At 74.0% G+C, this 22,466-nt stretch carries 20 protein-coding genes; 11 read left to right on the forward strand and 9 right to left on the reverse strand.

From position 1 onward, the window contains the following. Nucleotides 1-49: 49 nt before the first annotated feature. Entirely contained in the window at nt 50-1,660 is a 1,611-nt protein-coding gene (serA, locus tag DMP17_RS40300; protein WP_226350216.1) for a phosphoglycerate dehydrogenase, read from the reverse strand. A gap of 180 nt (nt 1,661-1,840) precedes the next feature. Here serA and DMP17_RS40305 point away from each other — a divergent pair, with 180 nt between their 5' ends. The 3 genes from DMP17_RS40305 to DMP17_RS40315 are packed head-to-tail and all read left to right on the forward strand — an operon-like array spanning nt 1,841 to nt 2,506. Further along, a complete protein-coding gene (locus DMP17_RS40305) occupies nt 1,841-2,173 on the forward strand; it encodes a nucleotidyltransferase family protein (protein WP_337832303.1) in 333 nt (110 codons plus the stop codon). Beyond that, nucleotides 2,151-2,399 (forward strand): HepT-like ribonuclease domain-containing protein, encoded by a 249-nt coding sequence (locus tag DMP17_RS40310; protein ID WP_337832304.1) that lies wholly within the window; start codon nt 2,151-2,153, stop codon nt 2,397-2,399. The genes DMP17_RS40305 and DMP17_RS40310 overlap by 23 nt, the downstream gene beginning before the upstream one ends. Continuing rightward, nucleotides 2,378-2,506 carry a HepT-like ribonuclease domain-containing protein gene (locus tag DMP17_RS40315; protein WP_308016750.1) on the forward strand — a complete coding sequence of 43 codons (129 nt, stop codon included), beginning with the start codon at nt 2,378-2,380 and terminating at the stop codon, nt 2,504-2,506. Before DMP17_RS40310 ends, DMP17_RS40315 begins: the two co-directional genes overlap by 22 nt. A gap of 138 nt (nt 2,507-2,644) precedes the next feature. Here the strand turns inward: DMP17_RS40315 and ilvC are convergent, their stop codons facing one another. From ilvC to DMP17_RS40330, 3 genes are read right to left on the reverse strand one after another with little or no spacing between them, the layout of a single operon-like run. Next, the gene (ilvC, locus tag DMP17_RS40320) at nt 2,645-3,649 is read right to left on the reverse strand and encodes a ketol-acid reductoisomerase (protein ID WP_337832305.1); all 1,005 of its coding nucleotides are present in this window, start codon (nt 3,647-3,649) and stop codon (nt 2,645-2,647) included. A 44-nt stretch (nt 3,650-3,693) separates the two neighbouring features. After that, nucleotides 3,694-4,203, reverse strand: coding sequence for an acetolactate synthase small subunit (gene ilvN / locus DMP17_RS40325; RefSeq protein WP_062397155.1), 510 nt, complete (start codon nt 4,201-4,203; stop codon nt 3,694-3,696). Then, entirely contained in the window at nt 4,200-6,143 is a 1,944-nt protein-coding gene (locus tag DMP17_RS40330) for an acetolactate synthase large subunit (RefSeq protein ID WP_226350213.1), read from the reverse strand. Before DMP17_RS40330 ends, ilvN begins: the two co-directional genes overlap by 4 nt. 280 nt (nt 6,144-6,423) lie before the next feature. Here DMP17_RS40330 and DMP17_RS40335 point away from each other — a divergent pair, with 280 nt between their 5' ends. From DMP17_RS40335 to DMP17_RS40345, 3 genes are all read left to right on the forward strand, one after another. Then, nucleotides 6,424-6,969 (forward strand): PH domain-containing protein, encoded by a 546-nt coding sequence (locus tag DMP17_RS40335; protein WP_337832306.1) that lies wholly within the window; start codon nt 6,424-6,426, stop codon nt 6,967-6,969. Between the two features lie 169 nt (nt 6,970-7,138). Further along, nucleotides 7,139-8,980: a dihydroxy-acid dehydratase gene (ilvD, locus tag DMP17_RS40340; RefSeq protein ID WP_226364475.1), complete on the forward strand. Its 1,842-nt coding sequence runs from the start codon at nt 7,139-7,141 to the stop codon at nt 8,978-8,980. 69 nt (nt 8,981-9,049) lie between these two features. Then, entirely contained in the window at nt 9,050-10,048 is a 999-nt protein-coding gene (locus DMP17_RS40345; RefSeq protein ID WP_337832307.1) for an aldo/keto reductase, read from the forward strand. 21 nt (nt 10,049-10,069) lie between these two features. Here DMP17_RS40345 and DMP17_RS40350 read toward each other — a convergent pair whose 3' ends face one another. Further along, nucleotides 10,070-10,738: a VC0807 family protein gene (locus DMP17_RS40350; protein WP_337832308.1), complete on the reverse strand. Its 669-nt coding sequence runs from the start codon at nt 10,736-10,738 to the stop codon at nt 10,070-10,072. Between the two features lie 35 nt (nt 10,739-10,773). On the opposite strand from DMP17_RS40350, the gene DMP17_RS40355 reads away from it, so the two are divergent. Then, nucleotides 10,774-11,604: a hypothetical protein gene (locus tag DMP17_RS40355; protein ID WP_337832309.1), complete on the forward strand. Its 831-nt coding sequence runs from the start codon at nt 10,774-10,776 to the stop codon at nt 11,602-11,604. 90 nt (nt 11,605-11,694) lie between these two features. Beyond that, entirely contained in the window at nt 11,695-13,077 is a 1,383-nt protein-coding gene (locus DMP17_RS40360; protein ID WP_337832310.1) for an NAD-dependent succinate-semialdehyde dehydrogenase, read from the forward strand. 7 nt (nt 13,078-13,084) lie between these two features. On the opposite strand, the gene DMP17_RS40365 is transcribed toward DMP17_RS40360, so the two are convergent. The 3 genes from DMP17_RS40365 to DMP17_RS40375 are packed head-to-tail and all read right to left on the reverse strand — an operon-like array spanning nt 13,085 to nt 15,532. Continuing rightward, nucleotides 13,085-13,987 (reverse strand): phosphotransferase, encoded by a 903-nt coding sequence (locus DMP17_RS40365; RefSeq protein ID WP_337832311.1) that lies wholly within the window; start codon nt 13,985-13,987, stop codon nt 13,085-13,087. Further along, a complete protein-coding gene (locus DMP17_RS40370; RefSeq protein WP_226350205.1) occupies nt 13,984-14,586 on the reverse strand; it encodes a DoxX family membrane protein in 603 nt (200 codons plus the stop codon). The genes DMP17_RS40365 and DMP17_RS40370 overlap by 4 nt, the downstream gene beginning before the upstream one ends. A 25-nt stretch (nt 14,587-14,611) precedes the next feature. Then, nucleotides 14,612-15,532 (reverse strand): 2-hydroxyacid dehydrogenase, encoded by a 921-nt coding sequence (locus DMP17_RS40375; protein WP_226364479.1) that lies wholly within the window; start codon nt 15,530-15,532, stop codon nt 14,612-14,614. A gap of 55 nt (nt 15,533-15,587) precedes the next feature. On the opposite strand from DMP17_RS40375, the gene DMP17_RS40380 reads away from it, so the two are divergent. Both DMP17_RS40380 and DMP17_RS40385 read left to right on the forward strand, forming a co-directional pair. Continuing rightward, nucleotides 15,588-16,685 carry a glucose dehydrogenase gene (locus DMP17_RS40380; protein WP_337832312.1) on the forward strand — a complete coding sequence of 366 codons (1,098 nt, stop codon included), beginning with the start codon at nt 15,588-15,590 and terminating at the stop codon, nt 16,683-16,685. A 129-nt stretch (nt 16,686-16,814) separates the two neighbouring features. After that, nucleotides 16,815-18,239 carry an MFS transporter gene (locus tag DMP17_RS40385; protein ID WP_337832313.1) on the forward strand — a complete coding sequence of 475 codons (1,425 nt, stop codon included), beginning with the start codon at nt 16,815-16,817 and terminating at the stop codon, nt 18,237-18,239. Nucleotides 18,240-18,291: 52 nt separating this feature from the next. Here DMP17_RS40385 and DMP17_RS40390 read toward each other — a convergent pair whose 3' ends face one another. Beyond that, complete coding sequence (locus DMP17_RS40390; RefSeq protein WP_337832314.1) at nt 18,292-19,245, reverse strand: ABC transporter substrate-binding protein; 954 nt, start codon at nt 19,243-19,245, stop codon at nt 18,292-18,294. A gap of 157 nt (nt 19,246-19,402) precedes the next feature. Between DMP17_RS40390 and DMP17_RS40395 the strand changes: the two genes are divergently transcribed. Next, nucleotides 19,403-22,432, forward strand: a complete 3,030-nt coding sequence (locus DMP17_RS40395) for an alpha-mannosidase (protein ID WP_337832315.1) — start codon at nt 19,403-19,405, stop codon at nt 22,430-22,432. Nucleotides 22,433-22,466: the final 34 nt, after the last annotated feature.

A 22,466-nucleotide genomic window follows, 5' to 3' on the forward strand; every position in this document is an offset into this window, starting at 1 on the left:
ACCGGGTCCGCGCAGCCGTTTCCCGCAGTGCGGGACGGGGCCCGGTCGCTCAGTCGTCGAAGGAGATGAGCCGGATCGTCCGGGCGCCGACCGAGGCGCCGATCGGCTCCAGCACCGCCGGGTCGATCTGGCGGTCCACCCGCAGCAGCATGACGGCGTCGGTGCCGTCGGTGGTCTGCGAGATCTGGGCGGCCTCGATGTTGACCGCGGCCTCCCCCAGCAGCGACCCGACCCGGCCCATCACGCCGGGCCGGTCGGCGTACTCCAGCAGCACGACCTCGCCCTCGGCGCGCAGGTCGAAGTGCCGTCCGTTGATCTCGACGAGCTTCTCGACCTCGGCGCGGCCCGTCAGGGTGCCGGAGACGGTGACCTTCTCGCCGTCGGGCATGGCGCCGCGCAGCTGCACGACGCTGCGGTGGTTGGCGCTCTCCGGGCTGGTGGTGATCTCCACGGTGACCCCGCGCTCCTCGGCGAGCTGCGGCACGTTCACGAACGTCACCTGGTCCTCGACGACGTGGGTGAACACCCCGCGCAGCGCGGCCAGGCCGAGGACCTGGACGTCCTCGGTGGCCAGCTCGCCCGCGACGTCGACGGTGACCGAGGTCGGGGTGCGCCCGGCGACGGCGTGCAGGGTGGTGCCGAGCTTCTGCACCAGCGGCAGCCAGGGCCGGACCTCCTCGCCGACGGCGCCGTGGATCTGCACGTTGACCGCGTCCGGTACGAACTCCCCGGCCAGGGCCAGCTGCACCGAGCGGGCCACATCGGTGCCGGCCCGGTCCTGCGCCTCGGCGGTGGAGGCGCCCAGGTGCGGGGTGACGACGACGTTCTCCAGCTCGAACAGCGGGCTCGACGTGGTCGGCTCGGTGACGTAGACGTCGATCCCGGCGCCGCCGACGTGCCCGGAGCGGACCGCCTCGGCCAGGGCGTCCTCGTCGATCAGGCCACCGCGGGCGGCGTTGACGACGAGCACCCCCGGCCTGGTCAGCGCGAGCTGGTCCTTGCCGATCAGCCCGAGGGTTTCCGGGGTCTTCGGCAGGTGCACGGTGATCATGTCCGCGGTGCGGAGCAGGTCGTCGAGGCTCATCAGCTCGATGCCGAGCTGCGCGGCCCGCGACGGCGCGATGTAGGGGTCGTAGGCGACCAGCGTCATGCCGAACGCGGCGAGGCGCTGCGCGACGAGCTGCCCGATCTTGCCGAGCCCGACGATGCCGACGGTCTTGCCGTTGAGCTCGACGCCGCCGTAGGACGAGCGCTTCCACGCCCCGGAGCGCAGCGCGGCGTCCGCCGGCGGGATGTGGCGCGCGGTCGCGAGCAGCAGCGCGATGGCGTGCTCGGCGGCGGAGACGATGTTCGAGGTCGGGGCGTTGACGACCATCACCCCGCGCGCGGTGGCGGCGGGGACGTCGACGTTGTCCAGGCCGACCCCGGCGCGTGCGACGACCTTGAGGCGGCCGGCCGCGGCCAGCGCCTCGGCGTCGACCCGGGTGGCGGACCGGACCAGCAGCGCGTCGGCGTCAGCGAGCGCCGCCAGCAGGGCGGGGCGGTCGGTGCCGTCGACGTGGCGGATCTCGACGCCGTCCCCGAGCAGCTCGACGGCGGAGGGCGCGAGCGTCTCCGCGAGCAGGACGACGGGACGGTGGTCGGTGGCTGCGGTGCTCACGGTGTGCGGATGCTCCCGGGTCGGACGGGCCTGGCCTCGGCTCATCCTAGGACGGCGCGACGGTCCGGCGGCGATGCGCGCACCACGACTTGGGCGGCTCCGGACGGAACTGCACGTGGGCACCCCGTCACTCTGCGGGACAGCGGGGTGGCTGTCGCCGCCCCGCGACCGTCGGCCCGGGTGCACACTGTGCACGAGGGGGTGGCCGTGCATCCGTCGATCGAACGCGTCCGGTCCGAGATCGAGGCTCTGTGCCGCCGGCTCGGCATCCGCAGCCTGGAGCTGTTCGGGTCCGCTGCCGGCCCGGGCTTCGACCCCGACCGCAGTGACGTCGACGTCCTCGTCGACCTCGGTCCACGGGCCACCGACCGCTTCGGCCTCTACTTCGAGCTCAAGGAAGAGCTCGAACGGCTGCTCGGCCGAACGGTCGACCTCGTCGTGGACGACGCCGTCGTCAACCCGTACCTCCGACGGTCGATCGACGAGCAGCGTGTCGCCCTCTACGCCGCGTGACCCGCGCGCGTTCCTCTGGGACGCGCGACGTGCCGCGGGTCTCGTCGAACGGTTCGTCGCCGACCGGAGTCTCGACGACTACCTGTCGGACGTGTTGCTCCGTTCAGCGGTGGAGCGCCAGTTCGAGATCGTGGGCGAGGCGCTCAACCGGCTCTCGCGGGCGGACCCGGAACTCGCTCTCCACGTTCCGACCTGCCCAGGCTCGTGTCGTTCCGCAACATCCTGATCCACGGCTACGCCGTGGTCGACGACGAGATCGTGTGGGACGCCGCGACGAACCGGCTCCCCGACCTGCTCTCTGTCCTCGACCGGCTGCTCGCCGACAGCCCCTGAACGCGCGGAACCCCCGCCCGGTGTCGCCGGTACGGGGGTTCCACGTCGCCTGGTCCGGATGGGTGCGTCCGGGCCCGGGCATCCGCGGGCCGTCTGGGGCCCGCGAGATTCATCCTGCCGGACGCATCCGGCAGTGGATCACTTGGCCTTCTCGCCGACCCAGCTCATCAGGCCGCGGAGCTTCTCGCCGACCTGCTCGATCGGGTGCTCGGCGCCCTGCTGCTGCAGCTTGGTGTAGTTGCCGCGGCCGGCCTCGTCCTCGGCCACCCACTCGCGGGCGAAGGTGCCGTCCTGGATCTCGCCCAGGATCTTCTGCATCTCGGCCTTGACCGCGGGCGTGATGACGCGCGGGCCGCGGGTGAGGTCGCCGTACTCGGCGGTGTCGGAGATGGAGAAGCGCTCGTTGGCGATGCCGCCCTCGTACATGAGGTCGACGATCAGCTTGAGCTCGTGCAGGCACTCGAAGTAGGCGATCTCCGGGGCGTAGCCCGCCTCGGTCAGCACCTCGAAGCCGGTCTGGACCAGCGCGGCGGCACCGCCGCAGAGGACGGCCTGCTCACCGAACAGGTCGGTCTCGGTCTCCTCCTTGAAGGTGGTCTCGATGACGCCCGCGCGGGCGCCGCCGATCCCGGCCGCGTAGGAGAGCGCGAGCGCCTTGGCGTTGCCCGAGGCGTCCTGCTCGACGGCGATCAGGGCGGGGACGCCCTTGCCGTCGACGAACTGGCGGCGGACCAGGTGGCCCGGGCCCTTCGGCGCGACCATGGCCACGTCGACGTTCGCCGGGGGCTTGATCAGCTCGAAGCGGATGTTGAAGCCGTGGCCGAAGAACAGCGCGTCGCCGTCCTTCAGGTTCGGCTCGATGTCCTGGGTGTAAATGAAGCGCTGCTTGGTGTCGGGCGCCAGGACCATGATCACGTCGGCCCAGGCGGAGACCTCGGCCGGCGTGCCGACCTCGAGGCCCTCGTCGGCGGCCTTCTGCCGGGACTTGGAGCCCTCGGGCAGACCGATCTTCACCTCGACCCCGGAGTCACGCAGGGACAGCGAGTGCGCGTGCCCCTGGGAGCCGTAGCCGATCACGGCGACCTTGCGGCCCTGGATGATCGGCAGGTCGGCGTCGGCGTCGTAGTAGATGTTGACACTCATGGCTCTGGGACGGTTCCTCTCGGAGGTTGTGTAGCGACGACTGTCTAGCGGACGGCCGCGGCGGTGATGGACCGGGGGCCGCGGCCGACGGCCACCATCCCGGACTTCACCATCTCGCGGATCCCGTAGGGCTCCAGCATGCGCAGGAGCGCGTTGAGCTTGTCGGCCGACCCGGTGGCCTCGACCGTGACCGCCTCCGGGGAGACGTCGACGACCTTGGCGCGGAACAGCTGCACGGTCTCGACGACCTGGCTGCGCACCGTGGCGTCGGCCCGGACCTTGACCAGCAGCAGCTCGCGCTGCACCGAGGCGTCCGGCTCCAGCTCGACGATCTTGATGACGTGCACCAGCTTGTTGAGCTGCTTGGTGACCTGCTCCATCGGGAGCTCGTCCACCTCGACGACGATCGTCATGCGGGAGACGTCGGGGTGCTCGGTCGGGCCGACCGCGAGCGAGTTGATGTTGAACCCGCGCCGCGAGAACAGCCCGGAGACCCGGGCCAGGACACCCGGCTTGTCCTCGACCAGGACCGAGAGGGTGTGGAGCTCGCTCACTTCTCGCCCTCCAGGGCCTGCTCGGTGACGTCGGCGACCGCGTCGACCGACGCGGCCAGCTCGTCGTGCTCGAACTCCGGCCGGATGTCGCGCCGGACGTTGATCTCGTCGTTGCTCGTGCCCGCGGCGACCATCGGCCACACCTGGGCGTCGGCACCGACGACGAACTCCACGACGACCGGCCGGTCGTTGATCTCCATGGCCTGGTGGATGACCCGGTCGACGTCCTCCTTGGACTCGACCCGCAGCCCCTCGCAGCCCATCGCCTGCGCGAGCATCGGGAAGTCCGGGATGCGCAGCTTGTGGGTGTTGAGGTCGGTGTTGGAGTACCGCTCGCCGTAGAACAGGTTCTGCCACTGGCGGACCATGCCGAGGTTGCCGTTGTTGATGACGGCGACCTTGATCGGGATGCCCTCGATCGCGCAGGTGGCGAGCTCCTGGTTGGTCATCTGGAAGCAGCCGTCGCCGTCGATGCACCAGACGACGGCGTCCGGCTCGCCGACCTTGGCGCCCATCGCGGCCGGGACCGCGTAGCCCATGGTCCCGAGCCCGCCGGAGTTCAGCCAGGTCCGCGGCTTCTCGTACTTGACGAACTGCGCGGCCCACATCTGGTGCTGGCCGACGCCCGCGGTGTAGATCGCGTCCGGCCCGGCGATCGCGCCGATCCGCTCGATCACGTACTGCGGCGAGAGCGCCCCGTCGGTCGGCTCGTCGTAGCCGAGCGGGTAGCGGTCGCGCAGCCCGCCGACCTGCTTCCACCAGGCCGACAGGTCCGGCTCACCGTGCTCGGCGCGGTCCGCACGGACGGCCTCGACCAGGTCGGCCAGGACCTCCTTGCAGTCCCCGACGATCGGCACGTCGGCGCGCCGGTTCTTGGAGATCTCGGCCGGGTCGATGTCGGCGTGGATGATCTTCGCCCCGGGGGCGAAGCTCTCCAGCTTGCCGGTGACCCGGTCGTCGAACCGGGAGCCGAGCGCGACCAGCAGGTCGGACCGCTGCATCGCCGCGACCGCGGCGACGGTGCCGTGCATCCCGGGCATGCCCAGGTGCAGCGGGTGGCTGTCGGGGAACACACCGCGCGCCATCAGGGTGGTGACGACGGGCGCCCCGGTCAGCTCGGCCAGCTCCCTGAGCTCCTCGGCGGCCTCCGCCTTGAGGACACCGCCGCCGACGTAGAGCACCGGCTTGGCCGACTCGCGGATGAGCCGGGCGGCCTCGCGGATCTGCTTGCCGTGCGGCCGGGTCGTCGGCCGGTAGCCGGGCAGCTGCAGCTCCGGGGGCCAGGAGAACGTGGTCTGCTCCTGCAGCACGTCCTTCGGGATGTCCACCAGGACCGGGCCGGGCCGGCCGGTGGACGCCAGGTGGAAGGCCTCGGCGATCGCGCGCGGGATCTCCGTCGCGTCGGTCACCAGCATGTTGTGCTTGGTCACCGGCATGGTGATGCCGGTGATGTCGGCCTCCTGGAAGGCGTCGGTGCCGATCAGCGGCCGGGTCTGCTGACCCGTGATGGCCACCAGCGGCACCGAGTCCATGTGGGCGTCCGCGATCGGGGTGACCAGGTTCGTGGCCCCCGGCCCGGACGTCGCCATGCAGACCCCGACCCGGCCGGTGGCCTGCGCGTAGCCGGTCGCCGCGTGTCCGGCGCCCTGCTCGTGGCGGACGAGGATGTGACGCACCTTCGTCGAGTCCAGGAGCGGGTCGTACGCGGGCAGGATCGTCCCGCCGGGCAGCCCGAAGACGACCTCGCAGCCGATCTCCTCGAGCGAACGCACCAGGGACTGGGCGCCGGTCATGGGCTCGTCCACGACGCGCGGGCCGGGCACGGTGGTCTCACCGGGTGCCGGGGCCGCGCTGCGGGACGTGCCGGAGGCCGCGGACCGGCCGGGCGGCGGGCCCGGCTTCGGGCCGGGCGAGCCGGGCTTGGCGGGGACGGTGGTCATCTGGGTCTGCCTCGCTGGAGATCGTGTCGATCAGATGCCGGACATGGGCTGGACTCGGAGCTGGACATGAAAAAACCCCCGCCGCCCGGTACTCCGGGCGCTGCGAGGGTGAGCGCGTCGTCGTTCGAGAAGGTCGAACTCAGGCGACGACGCGCCCAAGAAGTACGAGAATTCGAACGGCGAACATGCATCGACGCTAGCACGCGTCCCACGGACGGAGTCAAACGACCCCACCCGTCCGGGCCGTGGGGTCACGGTCCGGATTTGTCACACTGGGGTCGTGAGCAGCACCGACGACCGCGCCGTCCCCGCCGACCCCACCTCCGCCGAGCCGCAGCCGGCCCCGGGGGCGTCCCAGCAGGTGGACAGCGAGCTGGCGTGGACCCCCCGGGTCCGCGACGAGGGCCGCAAGCTCCGCGTGGGCTCGCGCGCGCTGGTGTTCAAGCCGAGCCGGCTGACCATCTTCGCCATCCTGGTCGCGGTCGTCGGGTCGACGCCGCTGGTGTTCAGCCTGCCGTGGTTCTGGGTCGTGCTGCTGGCCCCGGCCGCGGCAATCGCCTGGATCCTGCGGGTCCGCACCACCGTGGACCCGGAGACGCTGACCGTCCGCGGCGCGTTCTCCTCCCGCACCGTGGACTGGGACGACGTGCGCGGTCTGCGGATCGGCTCGCGCTCGCGGGTCAGCGCGGTGCTGGGCGAGGACGACGCCCTCGTCCTGCCCGCGGTGCACGCGCGCGACCTGCCCGCGCTCTCGGTCGCCAGCGGCGGCCGGTTCGCCGACCCGGCCGCGGTGACCGACCCGGAGGATCCGGCCGAGGGTCACTGACGCCCGTCGCGGGGCGTACGGTTGCGGGCGATCGGCCCGCCGGCCGGCGGGACGCGACCCGCCCCGCCGCCGTCGCGCCGCACCCCCGGGCGGCTCGTGCCCACGCTCCGCGACGCGCCCACCGGGGTCCCTCACGAACCACCACGGAAGACCCGGCTGGAGAAGACCGATGCCCGCCCTGCGTTCCCGCGTCACCACCCACGGTCGCAACGCCGCCGGAGCGCGTTCGCTCTGGCGCGCGACCGGCATGGGCGACGACGACTTCGGCAAGCCGATCGTCGCGATCGCCAACTCCTACACCCAGTTCGTGCCCGGCCACGTGCACCTCAAGGACATGGGTGACCTCGTCGCGGGCGCGATCAAGGAGGCGGGCGGGGTCGCCAAGGAGTTCAACACGATCGCCGTCGACGACGGCATCGCGATGGGCCACGGCGGGATGCTCTACTCCCTGCCCAGCCGCGAGATCATCGCCGACGCGGTCGAGTACATGGTCAACGGCCACGCGGCCGACGCCCTGGTGTGCATCTCCAACTGCGACAAGATCACGCCGGGCATGCTGAACGCCGCGATGCGGCTGAACATCCCGACCGTGTTCGTCTCCGGCGGGCCGATGGAGGCCGGCAAGGCGGTCGTCGTCGGCGGGGTCGCGCAGGCACCCACCGACCTGATCACCGCGATCTCGGCGTCCGCGTCGTCCGAGGTGGACGAGGCCGGCCTGGCCGAGGTCGAGCGCTCGGCCTGCCCGACCTGCGGGTCCTGCTCCGGCATGTTCACCGCGAACTCGATGAACTGCCTCACCGAGGCGCTCGGGCTCTCGCTGCCGGGCAACGGCTCCACCCTGGCCACGCACGCCGCGCGCCGCGAGCTGTTCCTGAACGCCGGGCGCACCGTGATGGACCTGGCGACCCGCTGGTACCGCGACGACGACGCGTCCGCGCTGCCCCGCAACATCGCCACCCGCGAGGCGTTCGAGAACGCGATGGCGCTCGACGTCGCGATGGGCGGCTCCACCAACACGGTGCTGCACATCCTGGCCGCCGCCCAGGAGGGCGAGATCGACTTCGACCTCGCCGCGATCGACGCGATCTCCCGGCGCGTGCCGTGCCTGAGCAAGGTCGCGCCGAACTCGGACTACCACATGGAGGACGTCCACCGGGCCGGTGGCATCCCCGCCCTGCTGGGCGAGCTGTGGCGGGCCGGGCTGCTCAACACCGGGGTGCACACCGTGCACTCCCCCACGCTGGAGCAGTGGCTCACCGAGTGGGACATCCGGTCGTCGGCCCCGTCGGAGACCGCGGTCGAGCTCTACCACGCCGCGCCGGGCGGGGTCCGGACCACGCAGGCGTTCTCGACGGAGAACCGCTGGTCCTCCCTCGACACCGACGCGGCGGGCGGGTGCATCCGCGACCTCGAGCACGCCTACTCCGCCGACGGCGGCCTGGCCGTGCTGCGCGGGAACCTCTCGGTCGACGGCGCCGTGATCAAGACCGCGGGCATCCCCGAGGACATCTGGGAGTTCGAGGGCCCGGCCGTGGTGCTGGAGAGCCAGGAGGACGCCGTCTCGGCGATCCTCAAGAAGGAGATCAAGCCCGGCGACGTGCTGGTCATCCGCTACGAGGGCCCCTCGGGCGGGCCGGGCATGCAGGAGATGCTGCACCCGACCGCGTTCCTCAAGGGTGCCGGGCTGGGCAAGGTCTGCGCCCTGATCACCGACGGCCGATTCTCCGGCGGCTCGTCGGGCATCTCGGTCGGCCACGTCTCCCCCGAGGCCGCCGCCGGCGGCACGATCGGGCTGGTGGAGAACGGCGACCGGGTCCGGCTCGACGTCCGCGCCCGGTCCCTGGAGCTGCTCGTCGACGCCGAGGTGCTCGCCGACCGGCGCGCCAAGATGGAGTCCTCCGAGCGGCCGTGGCAGCCCGTCGACCGGCAGCGCGTCGTGTCGAAGGCCCTGCGCGCCTACGCCCACATGGCGACCAGCGCCGACACCGGGGCGGTCCGCCGCATCCCCTGATCCCGCACGTCCCGACGGCCCCGGTCCGCGCCCTGCGGACCGGGGCCGTTCGCGTCTAGGTTGGTTGGCATGGCTACCGGAATGCGCCTCGGCACCCGCCGTCTCGGCGACCTGACCGTCTCCGCCCAGGGCCTGGGCTGCATGGGCATGAGCGCGGCCTACGGCGACACCTCCGACCGCGCCGAGTCGATCGCGACGATCCACCGCGCCCTGGACCTGGGCGTCACCCTGCTCGACACCGCGAACGTCTACGGCGACGGCGCCAACGAGGAGCTCGTGGGCGCCGCGATCGCCGACCGCCGCGACCGCGTGGTCCTGGCGACGAAGTTCGGCATCGTCCGCGACGCCGCGGGCAACCAGGGCGCGCAGGGCGACCCGGCCTACGTGCGGCGGTGCGCCGAGGAGTCGCTGCGCCGCCTCGGCGTCGACCACATCGACCTCTACTACCAGCACCGCGTCGACCCGGACACGCCGATCGAGGAGACCGTCGGCGCGCTCGCCGGGCTGATCGAGGAGGGGAAGATCCGCCACTACGGGCTCTCCGAGTGCGGCGCGGACACCGTCCGCCGCGCCCACGCCGTGCACCCGCCCGCCGCGGTGCAGTCGGAGTGGTCGCTGTGGACGCGCGGCATCGAGGAGTCGGTCGCGCCGACGTGTGCCGAGCTGGGCATCGGCGTCGTGCCGTTCTCCCCGCTCGGACGCGGCTTCCTGACCGGTGCGATCACCTCGACCGGCCAGCTCGGCGAGGGCGACATGCGCCGCGGCCTGCCCCGCTTCTCCGACGAGAACATGGCCGCGAACCTCGCGATCGTCGAGTCGCTCACCGCCATCGCGCAGCGCCGCGGGGTCACCGCCGGGCAGCTCGCGCTGGCCTGGGTGCAGAGCCGCGGGGAGCACGTCGTGCCGATCCCGGGGACCAAGCGGCGGACCTACCTGGAGCAGAACGTCGAGGCCGCCGTGCTGGAGCTGTCGGCGGACGAGCTGGCCGAGATCGAGGCGGCCGCCCCGTCGTCGGCGGTGGCCGGGGAGCGCTACCCGGCGCACCTGCAGCGCAACGTCGGCCGCTGAGCCGGGCGCCCGGCCGCCGTCTCAGCCGGAGGCGGCGGCCGCGGCGCGGCGCTGTCCCGCGGCCTGCGCCCGCCGGGCGTACAGCACGGTCCAGCCGATCAGCACGCCCAGCACCGCGAGCGGCACGACGGCGTTCACCACCACCATCGTCGCGACCGGGAGCCGGTAGGTCAGCACGATCCGCACGACCGCCTCGGCGACCAGCACCACGCCCCACACCGCGGTGAGCACGCGCTGGGTGCGGCGGAAGCCGGCGTACTGCCAGAGCCCGTCCCACCAGGCCACCCGCGCCGGGTCACCGCCGGTGGCGAAGCGACGGCCGAACCAGAACATCAGCGGGCGCGGGAGCAGCACCAGCGAGCCCAGCAGGAGCAGGCCGAGCACGCCCGTCGTCGCGGACTCCTTGAGCAGCAGGATCCGCGGGTCGGAGAACACCAGCCCGACGACGGCGCCGACCACCAGGAACACCAGCACGAGCACGCCGAACTCGTCGATCCGGCGGCTGCGCAGCCAGGTGATGCCGATGTCGAGCAGCGGCCCGATGCTCCCGGCGAGCAGGGCGGGGACCGGGCCGACCCCGCGGTCGGTGAGGACGTCGTAGACCACCACGGGCACCGCGATGCTCAGCACGATCATCTGCGCCCAGGACAGTGCCTGCCCCATTCCGTTCCGGCCCGCTGCCTCTACCATCGGTTCCCCCGAACTGGACGGAATGGTTCACGACCGTGAGCAGAAGTGTAGAGCTGGGAGCGCTCGTGGCAAGGCGCAACCCGACGAGCGGTGTGGTCGCGTCGCTGCTGCGCGTCGCCGGTCGTGACGAGCTGCCCGCCGCCGTGCTCGTCGGGCTGCTGGGCGATCTCGGCATGCGCGAGCCCGCCGCGCGACGGCTGCTGGCCCGGATGCGCGAGGACGGCCAGCTCGCGGGCCGGCGCGACGGGCGCGCCGTGCACCTGCGCCTCGACGGCCCGTTCGGGGCGGCGGTCCGGCGCCTCGGCGACGACCTCGGCGCCCGCCCCCCGGAGTGGACGGGCTCGTTCCGGGCACTGCTGCACGCCGTCCCGGAGCAGGAGCGGGCCTACCGCGACCGGCTGCGGCGCACCGCCGTGCTCGCCGGGTACGGGGTGCTGCAGCCGGGCGTGCTCATCGCGGTGGCCGACCGCGGCGCCGACCTCGCCGAGGTGCTGGCCGACGCCCCGCCCGGTGCCCGGGTGACCGTGGCCGGGCTCGCGGTGGACACCGCCGAGGCCGCCCGCGTCGCGGTCGGGGCGTGGGACCTCGACGGGGTCGCGGCCGTCCTGGCCGGTCACGCCGACCGCCTGGCCGCCGCCGCGGCGTCGCCGCCCGGGGACGGTGCCGGGTGCCTGCGCCGCCTCGTCGAGCTGACCAACCCGGTGTTCGTCGACCTGGTCCGGGCGCCGGCGCTGCCCACGGTCCTGCTGCCGCCGGGCTGGCCCGCCGCACGTCTGGTCGACGAGCTGCGCGGCGTGCTGGACCGCTGCGTCCCACCGGCACACGCCCACGTCCGGGCCCGGCTGGAGGCGGCAGGCGTGGGGTGACGAGGCGGACCCGATGTTTGCCGGTCCCCCCGCAGCGGACATCCGTCGGATAGGAGCGCGACCCGCGCCACCCCACGACGGAAGGGCACCATGACCGCCTACGTGACCACGAACCCCGCCACCGGGAAGACCGAGAAGACGTTCCCCGAGCTCGACGACGCGGCGGTCTCCGACGTCCTGGGCCGCGTCACCGACGCCTACCCCGGGTGGCGCGCGACCCCGGCCGCCGACCGGGCACGGATCCTGGTCCGGGTGGCCGAGGCCTACGAGGCCCGCAGCGACGAGCTGGCCGCGCTGATCGCGACCGAGATGGGCAAGCCCGTCAAGGAGGCCGCGGGCGAGGTCGCACTGGCCGCGTCGATCTACCGCTGGTACGCCGAGCACGGCCCGGACCTGCTGAGCAGGGAGCCCCTGGACCCGCAGGGCGCGCAGGAGTCGGTGGTACAGACCGAGCCGATCGGGCCGCTGGTCGGGGTCATGCCGTGGAACTTCCCCTACTACCAGGTGGCGCGGTTCGTCGCGCCGAACCTGGTCGTCGGGAACACGATCGTCCTCAAGCACGCCCCGATCTGTGCCGCCTCGGCCGAGGTGATGGACGAGATCTTCCACACCGCGGGCGTCCCGGCCGACGTCTACGTCAACGTCTACGCGACCAACGAGCAGATCGCCGACATGATCGCCGACCCGCGGATCCAGGGGATCTCGCTGACCGGCAGCGAGCGGGCCGGTGCCTCGGTCGCCGAGACGGCGGGGCGCAACCTGAAGAAGGCCGTCCTGGAGCTGGGCGGGTCGGACGCGTTCATCGTCCTCGACGACGCCGACGTCGCCCGCACCGCGAAGGTCGCCGCCCGGGCCCGCCTGATGAACGGCGGCCAGGCCTGCAACTCCCCGAAGCGGATGATCGTGCCGACCGACAAGGTCGAGGAGTTCGTGTCGGTGCTGGTCTCGACGTTCGAGGCCACCGAGCACGGCGACCCGACCGACTCCGGCACCCGGCTCGGCCCGCTGTCCTCGGTCGCGGCGCGCGACGGCGTCGCCGAGCAGGTGCGCCGCGCCGTCGAGCAGGGCGCCACCCTGCACACCGGCGGCGAGGTGCCCGACGGCGACGGCGCGTTCCTCCGCCCGGCCGTGCTGACCGGCGTCACGAAGGACATGGACGCCTACTCCGAGGAGATCTTCGGACCGGTCGCCGTGGTCTACGGCGTCGACTCGGTCGACGAGGCGGTCACGCTGGCCAACGACGTGAGCTACGGGCTCAGCGGGTCGGTGTGGAGTGGTGACATCGAGCGCGCGCAGGAGATCGCCGACCGGCTCGAGGTGGGCATGGCCTACGTCAACGAGCACGGCACGACGCTGCCCGGGCTGCCCTTCGGCGGGGTGAAGCGCTCCGGCTTCGGCCGTGAGCTGGGCCGCTGGGGCATGGGCGAGTTCGTCAACACCCGGCTGCGTCGCACGGCCAAGCCGAAGGGCTGAGCCGGGATCAGCCGCGGCGGGCGGTGACGAGCAGGTCGCCCAGCTCGTCGAGGGCCGCGGCGGCGACCCGGACCATCGAGGTGACCCGGTCGGGGTCCTGGTGGTCGGCGGCGAACGGCAGGTACTGCACGTGCGCCGCCGCCCGCGCCCACGCCGTCTCCACCGCGACCATCGCGGGCGGGTCCGGCGCGCCGAGCGCGGTGTGCAGGGTGTCCCGGTAGAGCGCGGGCACCGGCGACGACGGCGCGTCGGCCGGGCCGTCGGACGGGGGCGCGGCCAGCACCACGACGTCGAGCGACCCCACCGCGACGCGGGCGTTGCCCCAGTCCAGCAGCACCGCACCGGCCGGACCGGCGACGACGTTGCCGCGGTGGGCGTCGCCGTGGCACAGGGTGCGGGGCAGGGCGCGCAGCGCGGTGCGGGCGCGGTCGTCCCCGGCCCAGGCCACGACGGACGCGGCCGCGGTGTCGTGCCCGGCCGCCGTCAGCCGGTCCGCGGCGTGCCCGCACAGCCGCGCCCACCAGGCGTCGTCGACGACGGGGACGCCGCGCGGCCGGTTGCGCCGCCAGTGCGCGTGGACCAGCGCGAGGGTGCGCCACACCTCGTCGGGTACCGGGGCCCCGGCCGGCAGCGGCGCGCCGGGCTCGTGGTCGAGCAGCACCCAGCCGTCGCCGGAGCCGAGCATCCGCGGCAGCCGGACGGGCCCGTTCACCACCGCGACGGCGCGCAGCGCGGCCGTCTCCACCGCCCCGGTGTGCTTGAGGACGACCGCGGTGCCGTCGTCGAGGTCGATCCGCTCGGCCCCGCCGGAGGCGTACCCGCCGGTCAGCGGGGTCCGGGCCCGCACCGCGAGGTCGCGACGGCGGCGCCGGGCGAGCGGGCGCAGCCACGCGTTGTCGGCAGGGGTCACCGGCGCAGCACGAACAGGACCAGCAGCGACACCGCGACCGCGACCAGCAGCGACAGCACCGACCACGGCAGCGGGCGTCGCTGATAGGTGCGCCCGGCGTCGAGGGCGATCCGCCCGGCCCCGGCGAACACCAGCGCCGCGGCCCCGGCGCCGAGCAGCAGGTCCAGCTCCAGGGAGTTCGCGCCGTCCGAGGCGAACAGCGGCACCGACAGGGCCGGCACCAGCGCCACCACCACGGCGACGACCTTCGTCGCGAGCAGGCCCGCCGCGGCGAAGGGCGTCAGCAGCCCCAGCACGAGCAGCACGCCGAGGACCAGCTGACCGACCGCGAGCACCCAGGCCAGCGGGCCGGCGAAGGACGTGAACCCGGCGTCGGCGAGCGCGGTCGCGCTGGCGTCGAGGCCGATCCCGCCCGCGACGCCGAACAGCTTGCGTGCCCCCGCCGCGGCGAAGGACGCCCCGACGACCAGCCGCAGCACGAGCAGCCCGATGTCGGAGGAGAGGTGGGCGGGGACCGGCATGCGCTCCGGGCGGGTCTTCTCCGCCGGTTCGTCGCCGGAGATGTTGCCCCAGTCGTACTGCTGCGTGGGCCCGCTCATGGTCGGCGACAGTACCGGCGCGCGCCTAGTAGGCGCCGGTCACGAGGTTCGGCGGCGCGTCACCGGCGGCGAACGCCGCGAGCTGCTCGGCCGCGACGCCGTAGGCGCGGCGCATCGCCAGCGGCACGCTGCCGCCGACGTGCGGGGTGAGCAGCAGTCCGGGCGCCGACCACAGCGGGTGGCCCGCGGGGAGCGGCTCGGGGTCGGTGACGTCGACGGCGGCCCGGATCCGCCCCGAGGTCAGCTCCGCGACCAGCGCGTCGGTGTCCACCACCGGCCCGCGCGCGCCGTTGACGAGCAGCGACCCGTCGGGCATGGCGGCCAGGAAGCCGGCGTCGACCATGCCGCGGGTCTCGTCGGTGAGCGGGACGATCAGCACGGTCGCGTCGTAGTGCGGCAGCAGCGCGGGCAGCTCGTCCCAGCCGTGGACGCCGTCGCGGGCGGTGCGCCCGACCAGCGCGGTCTCCACCTCGAAGGGCTCCAGACGGGCCCGGGTCTTCTGCCCGACGTCGCCCGCGCCGACGATGAGGATCTTCTTGCCGGCCAGCTCCTCGGTCTGGTGGTAGTCCCACTCGCCGCGGTCCTGGGCACGCACGAATCGGTCCAGGTGCCGGTAGACGGCCAGCAGCACCGACACCACCCACTCGGCGGTGGCCCCGCCGTGCGCGCCGCGCCCGTCGGAGAGGCCGACGCCCTCGGGCAGCCGCCCGATCCACGTCTCGGCGCCCGCGGTGAGCAGCTGCACCAGCTCCAGGTTCGGGACCTGCTCGATGATCCCGACCGCGTCGGAGCCCGCCAGGAACGGCGCGACCAGCACGCGGGCGTGGGCGGCCTCGTCGGGCAGCGGCTTCTCCGGGTCGTAGACGACCGGATCCAGGCCGTCCACACCGGACAGGATCTCGGCTCCGACGGTGTGCGGCACCAGGACGGTCACGGGGCTGCTCATGACGCCCGACCGTACTCACCGGGCACTCACCTCGCGGGGCCTAGCCTGGTTCCTCGTGACCGCCCGGCTGCTGCTGATCGTCGCGACGCTCGTCGTGCTGCTGAGCGGCTGCGCCACCTTCCCCGACGCGGGCTCCCGCGGCTGGCGCCCGCAGGCCGAGGGCGAGGGCGAGCTCGGCGGGCCGCCCCGGGTGGCCCCGGAGGAGCAGGCACCGCCGTCGAGCCAGGCCCCGTCGCCGCAGCAGCAGGGGGCCGCGCCGGCGCCGCAGCCGTGCGTCGACCCGGACCCGCAGGTCGTCGCGGCCTGCCTGGGACCGGTCGGGGCGGTGGCGGTGCTCCCGCAGGGCGACCGCGCACTCGTCGCCGAGCGGCGGACCGGGCGCGTGCTGGAGGTCCGCCGCAACGCCACCCCGCAGCCGGTCGCGACCGTGCCGGTCGACCCGGCGGGCGGGCTGACCGGGCTGGTCCTGTCCCCCGGCTACGCCGAGGACCGCCTGCTCTACGCCCTGTCCGAGGGCCGGGTCTGGCGGATCGCACCCGGTGAGGCACCGAAGCCGGTGCTGGAGGGGCTGCCGCCGGGCGGGGCGCTGGCCGTCGACGCCGACGGCTCCTCGCTGGTCGTCGCCACGCCCGCCGGGGCGGGCCCGCTCGCCGGGTCGGTGCTGCGGATCGACACCCTGGGCCGTCCGGCCCCGGGCAACCCCGACCGCGCCTCGCCGGTCCTGGCCCGCGGGCTCACCGCCCCGGGCGGGGTGTGCGTCGACCCCGCGGCGCGGACCACCTGGGTCACCGACCGCACCGCGGGGCGCGACGTCCTGCACCGCGTCACGCCGGGCACGCTCGGTGCGCCCGCCTGGACCTGGCCGGACCGCCCGGGCGTCGCCGGGTGCACGGTTCTGCCGGGCGCGGTCGTCGTCGCACAGAGCACCGGCAAAGCGCTGTTCGTGCTCAACCCGGGCGCGGAGGGCACCTTCACCGGCGACCCGAAGCCGGTCCTGGAGGGCACCTACGGCCGGATCGGCCCGGTCACCCTCGCCCCGGACGGCCTGCTGTGGCTGGGGACGGTCAACCGCGACGGCGGCTCCCCCGGCGCCACCGACGACCGGGTCGTGCGCATCCAGCCGCCGACCGGCGGCGGCGCCAGCGCCATCTGACACCGCCCGGTACCGATCCTGCGTCCACCTGTCGGCCGCTGTTGCGCGGCCTAATATATCAATGTTAGAACAGGCGCCGCACCGCAGGCCGGGACGTCCCGGCACGCGCTCGGACGGCGAAGGGGCCACATGATCGAGAAGCCGCGCAGGAGCCGTCGCCGGGCCCTCGACACCGCGGTCGCGGAGGAGGCCACCGTCCGCCGGGCCGCCACCGCGGCGTCGGTGGGCAACGTCGCCGAGTGGTACGACTTCGGGATCTACTCCTACCTGGCCGCGGTGGTGCTGAACCGGGTGCTCTTCCCGGACGCGGGCCGGTGGTCGCTGGTGCTGACCCTCGCCGCGTTCGCGGCGGCGTTCGTCGCCCGCCCGTTCGGCGGGTTCGTGTTCGGCCACCTCGGCGACCGGGTGGGCAGGCCGCGGGTGCTGGCCGCCACGGTGCTGCTGATGACCGTCGCGACGGTGCTGCTCGGGCTCGTCCCGTCGCACGGCACGATCGGCGTCGCGGCGCCGGTGCTGGTCGTGCTCATCCGGATGCTGCAGGGCTTCTCCGCGGGCGGCGAGTACACCGGCGCGCTCACGCTGGTCGCCGAGTACGCCCCCGACCGGCGGCGCGGCTTCTTCGGCAGCTGGCTGGAGTTCGGCACGATCGTCGGCTACTCGCTCGGCGCGGGCGTCACCGCGGCGCTGGTGACCCTGATGCCCGACGACGACCTGCTCGCCTGGGGCTGGCGGATCCCGTTCCTGCTGGCGCTCCCGCTCGGCATCGCCGGGGTCTACCTGCGGCTGCGCCTGGAGGACACGCCCGCGTTCCGCCAGCTCATGGAGCGCTCCCCCGCGCTGGTCACGATGACCCACGGCCGCGCGTTCGGGATCCTGGTGAAGCGCTACCGCTCCGCGGCGCTGGTCACCGCCGGCCTGGTGATCGCCTGGAACGTCACCAACTACGTACTGACCGCGTACGTGCCGACCTACCTCACCGGCACCCTGCCCCGCTCCGGCGCGGCGGGCACCAGCCGGGAGGTCGCGACCCTGCTGCAGGTCGGGGTCACCGTGCTCGCGCTGGCCGCGGTGGTCGTCGTCGGACACTGGAGCGACCGGATCGGACGGCGCCCGCTACTGGCGGCCGGGAGCATCGGACTGGTCGTGCTCGGCCTGCCGATCGTGTGGCTGCTCCAGCTCGGGCTCGCCGGGCAGGCCACCGGCCTGGTCCTGCTGGCCGCGATCCTGGTCTGCTTCGCGGGCGTCTGCCCGTCGACGCTGCCCGCCCAGTTCCCCACCCTGGTCCGCTATGCCGGTCTCGGGCTGACGTTCAACCTGGCGGTGTCACTGTTCGCCGGGACGGCGCCCGCGGTGATCGAGGCCGCGGTGACCGCCACCGGGAACCTGGACTGGCCGGGCTACTACCTGATCGGCGCCGGACTGATCGGGCTGGTCAGCGTGTGGTTCCTCGTCGAGCCCGCCGGGAAGCCGCTGCCGGGTGCCGCGCCGCTGGAGTTCCGCGAGGACGCCACCGACGCCACCGACGGCTCCGGCGCGACGGCGTCCCGCCCCTGAGGGCGAGCGGTTCCGGTGCCGGACCACACGGGTCCGGCGCCGGGGGATCCGCTCAGCCGAGCAGGGCGAACAGCGCGTCGAGGTCGCGGGCGACCTGCATGGCGCTGTAGACGCTGCCGTAGTTGACGTTGCCCGCGGTCTCGACGACCCGGCCCGCCCGCACCGCGGGCAGCTCCCGCCACACCGGGACGTCGGCCATGGTCGCCAGCGACCGCTCGGTGCCGGTGTTCTGCAGGTAGAAGCCGTCGGCGTCGCGGAACTCGCTCATCGTCTCCAGCGGCACCTCCTGGTCGGCCGCGTAGGCCCGCTCGGAGCCGAACAGCGACCCGCCCAGGTCGGTGAGCACCTGCTGCTGCAGCCGGCCGGCGGTGTTGACGACGAACGTGCCCGCCTCCGGCCGCCACTGGGCGATGACGACGCGCTTCGTCGCCAGCGCGGCACGGTGGCGCTCGCGGACCCCGGCGGCGACCGCGTCGTACTCGGCCAGCACCCGGTCCAGCGCGTCGCGCCGGTCGAGCTGGGTGGCGATCGCAGTCAGGTCGGCGCGCCACGGCACGTCGAACGAGGTCGGGACGACCGGCGCGATCCGCTGCAGCCGGGCGGTCGGCCAGTACTCGCCGTCGTCCTCCGCCGAGCAGACGATCAGGTCCGGGCCCAGCGCGAGGACCTCCTCGTCGACGATCGGACCCTTGAGGACCGGCAGCCCGGGCGGGGCCGGGACCCACGCGGCCGGGGGACGCAGGCTGGTCGCCGACACCGGCAGGCCGAGCGCGACGGCGGTCTCCAGGTCGACCCGCGAGTCGACGGCGAGCACCGAGACCGGGGCGACGGGCACGTCGTAGGTGCCCAGCGCGGTCGTGACGCTGCGGGTGCGCCCGGCGGGGGCGCCGACGGTCGCCGCGGGGCGGCCGCACGCGGCGAGCAGGCCCGCCGTGCCGACCGCGGCGAGGAGCTGGCGGCGGGTGGCGATCTCGACGACGGGACGCTCGAGCAGGGCTGTGGACACGGGTCCTCCGGGGGACGATACGGACTCTGCCGATGAACTTAGCCTCACCTCACTTCGCGGTCGCCTGTCGCGCACCACGCGTCGACCGGACTCTTGTGGTCATTTCTTCCATCGTTTTTACTAACTGCGGCACCGTCGCCCACCGGCTGGAGAGTTCGTGCACGACCGGACCCGTTTCGTCGTCGACCGCCTGCGTCGCTTCCGCTCCGAGCACCTGGAGCGGTCCCGGTACCGGGACGCCCGGCCGCTGGAGGTCGCCGCCTGGGAGGTCCCGGGCGAGCCCGTCGGGTTCGCCGAGGCCGCCGGGCAGGCTTACGCCCCGTTCCCGGTGGGCCGCGGTCACCTCTCGGCGTGGGGGCGTCCGTGGAGCACCGTGTGGTTCCGCGCCACCGGCGCCGTGCCCGCGGACTGGCGGGACGCACCGGGGACGCGCGTGGAGGCCGTCGTCGACCTGGGGTTCGGCACCGAGAACCCGGGCTTCCAGGCCGAGGGCACCGTCTGGAGCCCGGACGGTCGCATCGTCAAGGGCATCGAGCCGCGCAACGCCTGGGTGCCCGTCACCGGTGACACCGTCGACCTGTTCGTCGAGGCCGCCGCGAACCCGCACATCGCCGAGCACGGCTGGTTCGTCCCGACCCCGCTCGGCGACCCGGCGACCGCGGGCTCCGACCCGCTCTACACGCTGCGCCGGGTCGACGTGGCGCTGCTGGACGAGACCGTCTGGGAGCTCGACCAGGACCTGACCGTGCTGCAGGGCTGGCTGGACCGGCTCGACCCGGACACCGCGCGGCACGCGCTGATCGTGTCCGCCGTCGAGGACGCCCTGGACGTGATCGACCCGCGCGACCTCACGACGACCGCGGGGCCGGCCCGCGAGCGGCTCGCCCCCGCCCTCGCCGCACCCGCGCACGCCAGCGCGCACCGCGTCGTCGCGACCGGGCACGCGCACATCGACTCGGCGTGGCTCTGGCCGACGCGCGAGACCGTCCGCAAGTGCGCACGCACCTTCTCCAACGTGCTGACCCTCGCCGAGACCGACCCCGGGCTGCGGTTCTCCTGCTCCTCGGCACAGCAGTACCGGTGGGTCCGCGACACCTACCCCGAGCTGTACGCCCGGCTGCGCGACGCCGTCGCCGCCGGGACATTCGTGCCGGTCGGCGGCATGTGGGTGGAGTCGGACACCAACATGCCCGGTGGCGAGGCCCTGGCCCGCCAGCTGGTCGAGGGCAAGCGGTTCTTCCTCGACGAGTTCGGCGTCGAGCCGCTCGAGGTGTGGCTGCCGGACTCGTTCGGCTACACCGCCGCGCTGCCGCAGCTGGTCCGCGCGGCCGGGTCGCGCTGGTTCCTCACCCAGAAGATCTCCTGGAACGACACCAACCGGATGCCGCACCACACGTTCCTGTGGGAGGGCCTCGACGGCAGCCGGGTGTTCACCCACTTCCCGCCGGTCGACACCTACAACTCCGAGCTGACCGCCGACGAGCTCGACCGCGCCCAGCGCCAGTACCGGGAGAAGGGCCGCGCCGGCGTCTCGCTGGTGCCCTTCGGCCACGGCGACGGCGGCGGCGGCCCCACCCGGGAGATGCTCGCCCTGGCCCGCCGCCAGGCCGACCTGGAGGGCGCGCCGCGGGTGCGGATCGGCACCTCGGAGGAGTTCTTCACCGAGGCCGAGGCGGACTACCCGGACCCGCCGGTGTGGTCCGGCGAGCTGTACCTGGAGTACCACCGCGGCACCTACACCTCGCAGGCCCGCACCAAGCAGGGCAACCGGCGCAACGAGCACCTGCTCCGCGAGGCGGAGCTGTGGGCCACCACCGCCACCGTCCGCACCGGCGCCCCCTACCCGGCCGAGGACCTGCGCCGGCTGTGGCAGAAGGTCCTGCTGCTGCAGTTCCACGACATCCTGCCGGGCAGCTCCATCGCCTGGGTCCACCACGACGCCGAACGCGACCACGCCGCGGTCACCGCCGAGCTGGAGACGATCGTCGACGGCGCGCTGGCCGCACTGGCCGGGGACGGCGACGTCGTGCTGCGGGCCAACGCGGGCCCCTACCCGCTGCACGGCGCACCCGCGCTGGGCATCGGCCCGGCCGCGGCGCCGGACGGCCCGGAGGTGACCGTCGAGCGGGTCGACGGCGGCCACCGCATCGGCAACGGACGGCTGTCGGTGCTGGTCGGCGACGACGGCCGGGTGCACGCCCTCGACGACCTCGACGCCGGCCGGGCGGTCCTCGCCCCCGGCGCGACCGCGGGCCTGCAGCTGTTCCAGGACATCCCCAACGAGTGGGACGCCTGGGACGTCGACCGGCACTACCGCCGCGTCGAGACCGGGCTGCCGCAGTCCTCGTCGGCCGAGCCGGTCCCGGGTGGGGTGCGCACCGTCGTCGTGGCCGGGGACAGCACGGTCACCACCGACTGGACCCTCGCCCCCGGCGGTCGCGCCCTGGAGGTGCGGGTGCACGCGGACTGGCAGGAGCGCCAGAAGCTGCTCAAGCTCGCGTTCCCGCTCGACGTGCACGCCGAGCGCGCCACCTCGGAGATCCAGTTCGGGCACCTGCACCGGCCGCTGCACACCAACACCTCGTGGGACGCAGCCCGGTTCGAGACCTGCGCGCACCGGTTCGTGCACGTCGGCGAGCCCGGCTACGGCGTCACCGTCGCGAACGAGGCCACCTACGGCCACGACATCACCCGCGACACCCGGCCCGGGCCGGACGGCACCGCCGCCGGGACGACCACGCTGCTGCGGCTGTCGCTGCTGCGGGCCCCGCAGTTCCCGGACCCGCACGCCGACTCCGGCGAGCACGTCCTGCGGTGCACGCTCACCCCCGGCACGGAGATCCCCGACGCCGTCCGCGAGGGCTACCGGGTGGCACTGGGCACCCGGGAGATCACCGGGTCCGGCCCGGTCGAGCCGCTGGTGACCGTCGACGACGGCGGCACCGGCGCCGTCGTCGTCGAGGCGGTCAAGCTCGCCGACGACGGCTCCGGCGACGTGGTCGTGCGGCTCTACGAGGCGCACGGCGGCCGGGCCCGCGCGGTGCTGCGCCCCGGCTTCGACTGCACCGGCGCGGTCGAGACCGACCTGCTCGAACGCACGCTCGACACCCCGCGCGCACTGGGCGGGGACCTCCGGCTGGAGCTGCGCGCGTTCCAGATCGCCACGGTGCGTCTGACCCGCGCCTGACCCCTCCCGCCCCGCCCTCGCAACGACGCGAAAG

Source organism: Pseudonocardia sp. TMWB2A (genome assembly GCF_017312135.1).

Bases quoted from the DNA above. Each gene is read 5' to 3' on its own strand.
- DMP17_RS40345 (WP_337832307.1), top strand. From the start codon at position 9,050: ATGGCTACCGGAATGCGCCTCGGCACCCGCCGTCTCGGCGACCTGACC.
- ilvD (WP_226364475.1), top strand. From the start codon at position 7,139: ATGCCCGCCCTGCGTTCCCGCGTCACCACCCACGGTCGCAACGCCGCC.
- DMP17_RS40375 (WP_226364479.1), bottom strand. From the start codon at position 15,532: ATGAGCAGCCCCGTGACCGTCCTGGTGCCGCACACCGTCGGAGCCGAG.
- ilvC (WP_337832305.1), bottom strand. From the start codon at position 3,649: ATGAGTGTCAACATCTACTACGACGCCGACGCCGACCTGCCGATCATC.
- DMP17_RS40360 (WP_337832310.1), top strand. From the start codon at position 11,695: ATGACCGCCTACGTGACCACGAACCCCGCCACCGGGAAGACCGAGAAG.
- DMP17_RS40370 (WP_226350205.1), bottom strand. From the start codon at position 14,586: ATGAGCGGGCCCACGCAGCAGTACGACTGGGGCAACATCTCCGGCGAC.
- DMP17_RS40330 (WP_226350213.1), bottom strand. From the start codon at position 6,143: ATGACCACCGTCCCCGCCAAGCCCGGCTCGCCCGGCCCGAAGCCGGGC.
- DMP17_RS40385 (WP_337832313.1), top strand. From the start codon at position 16,815: ATGATCGAGAAGCCGCGCAGGAGCCGTCGCCGGGCCCTCGACACCGCG.
- DMP17_RS40350 (WP_337832308.1), bottom strand. From the start codon at position 10,738: ATGGTAGAGGCAGCGGGCCGGAACGGAATGGGGCAGGCACTGTCCTGG.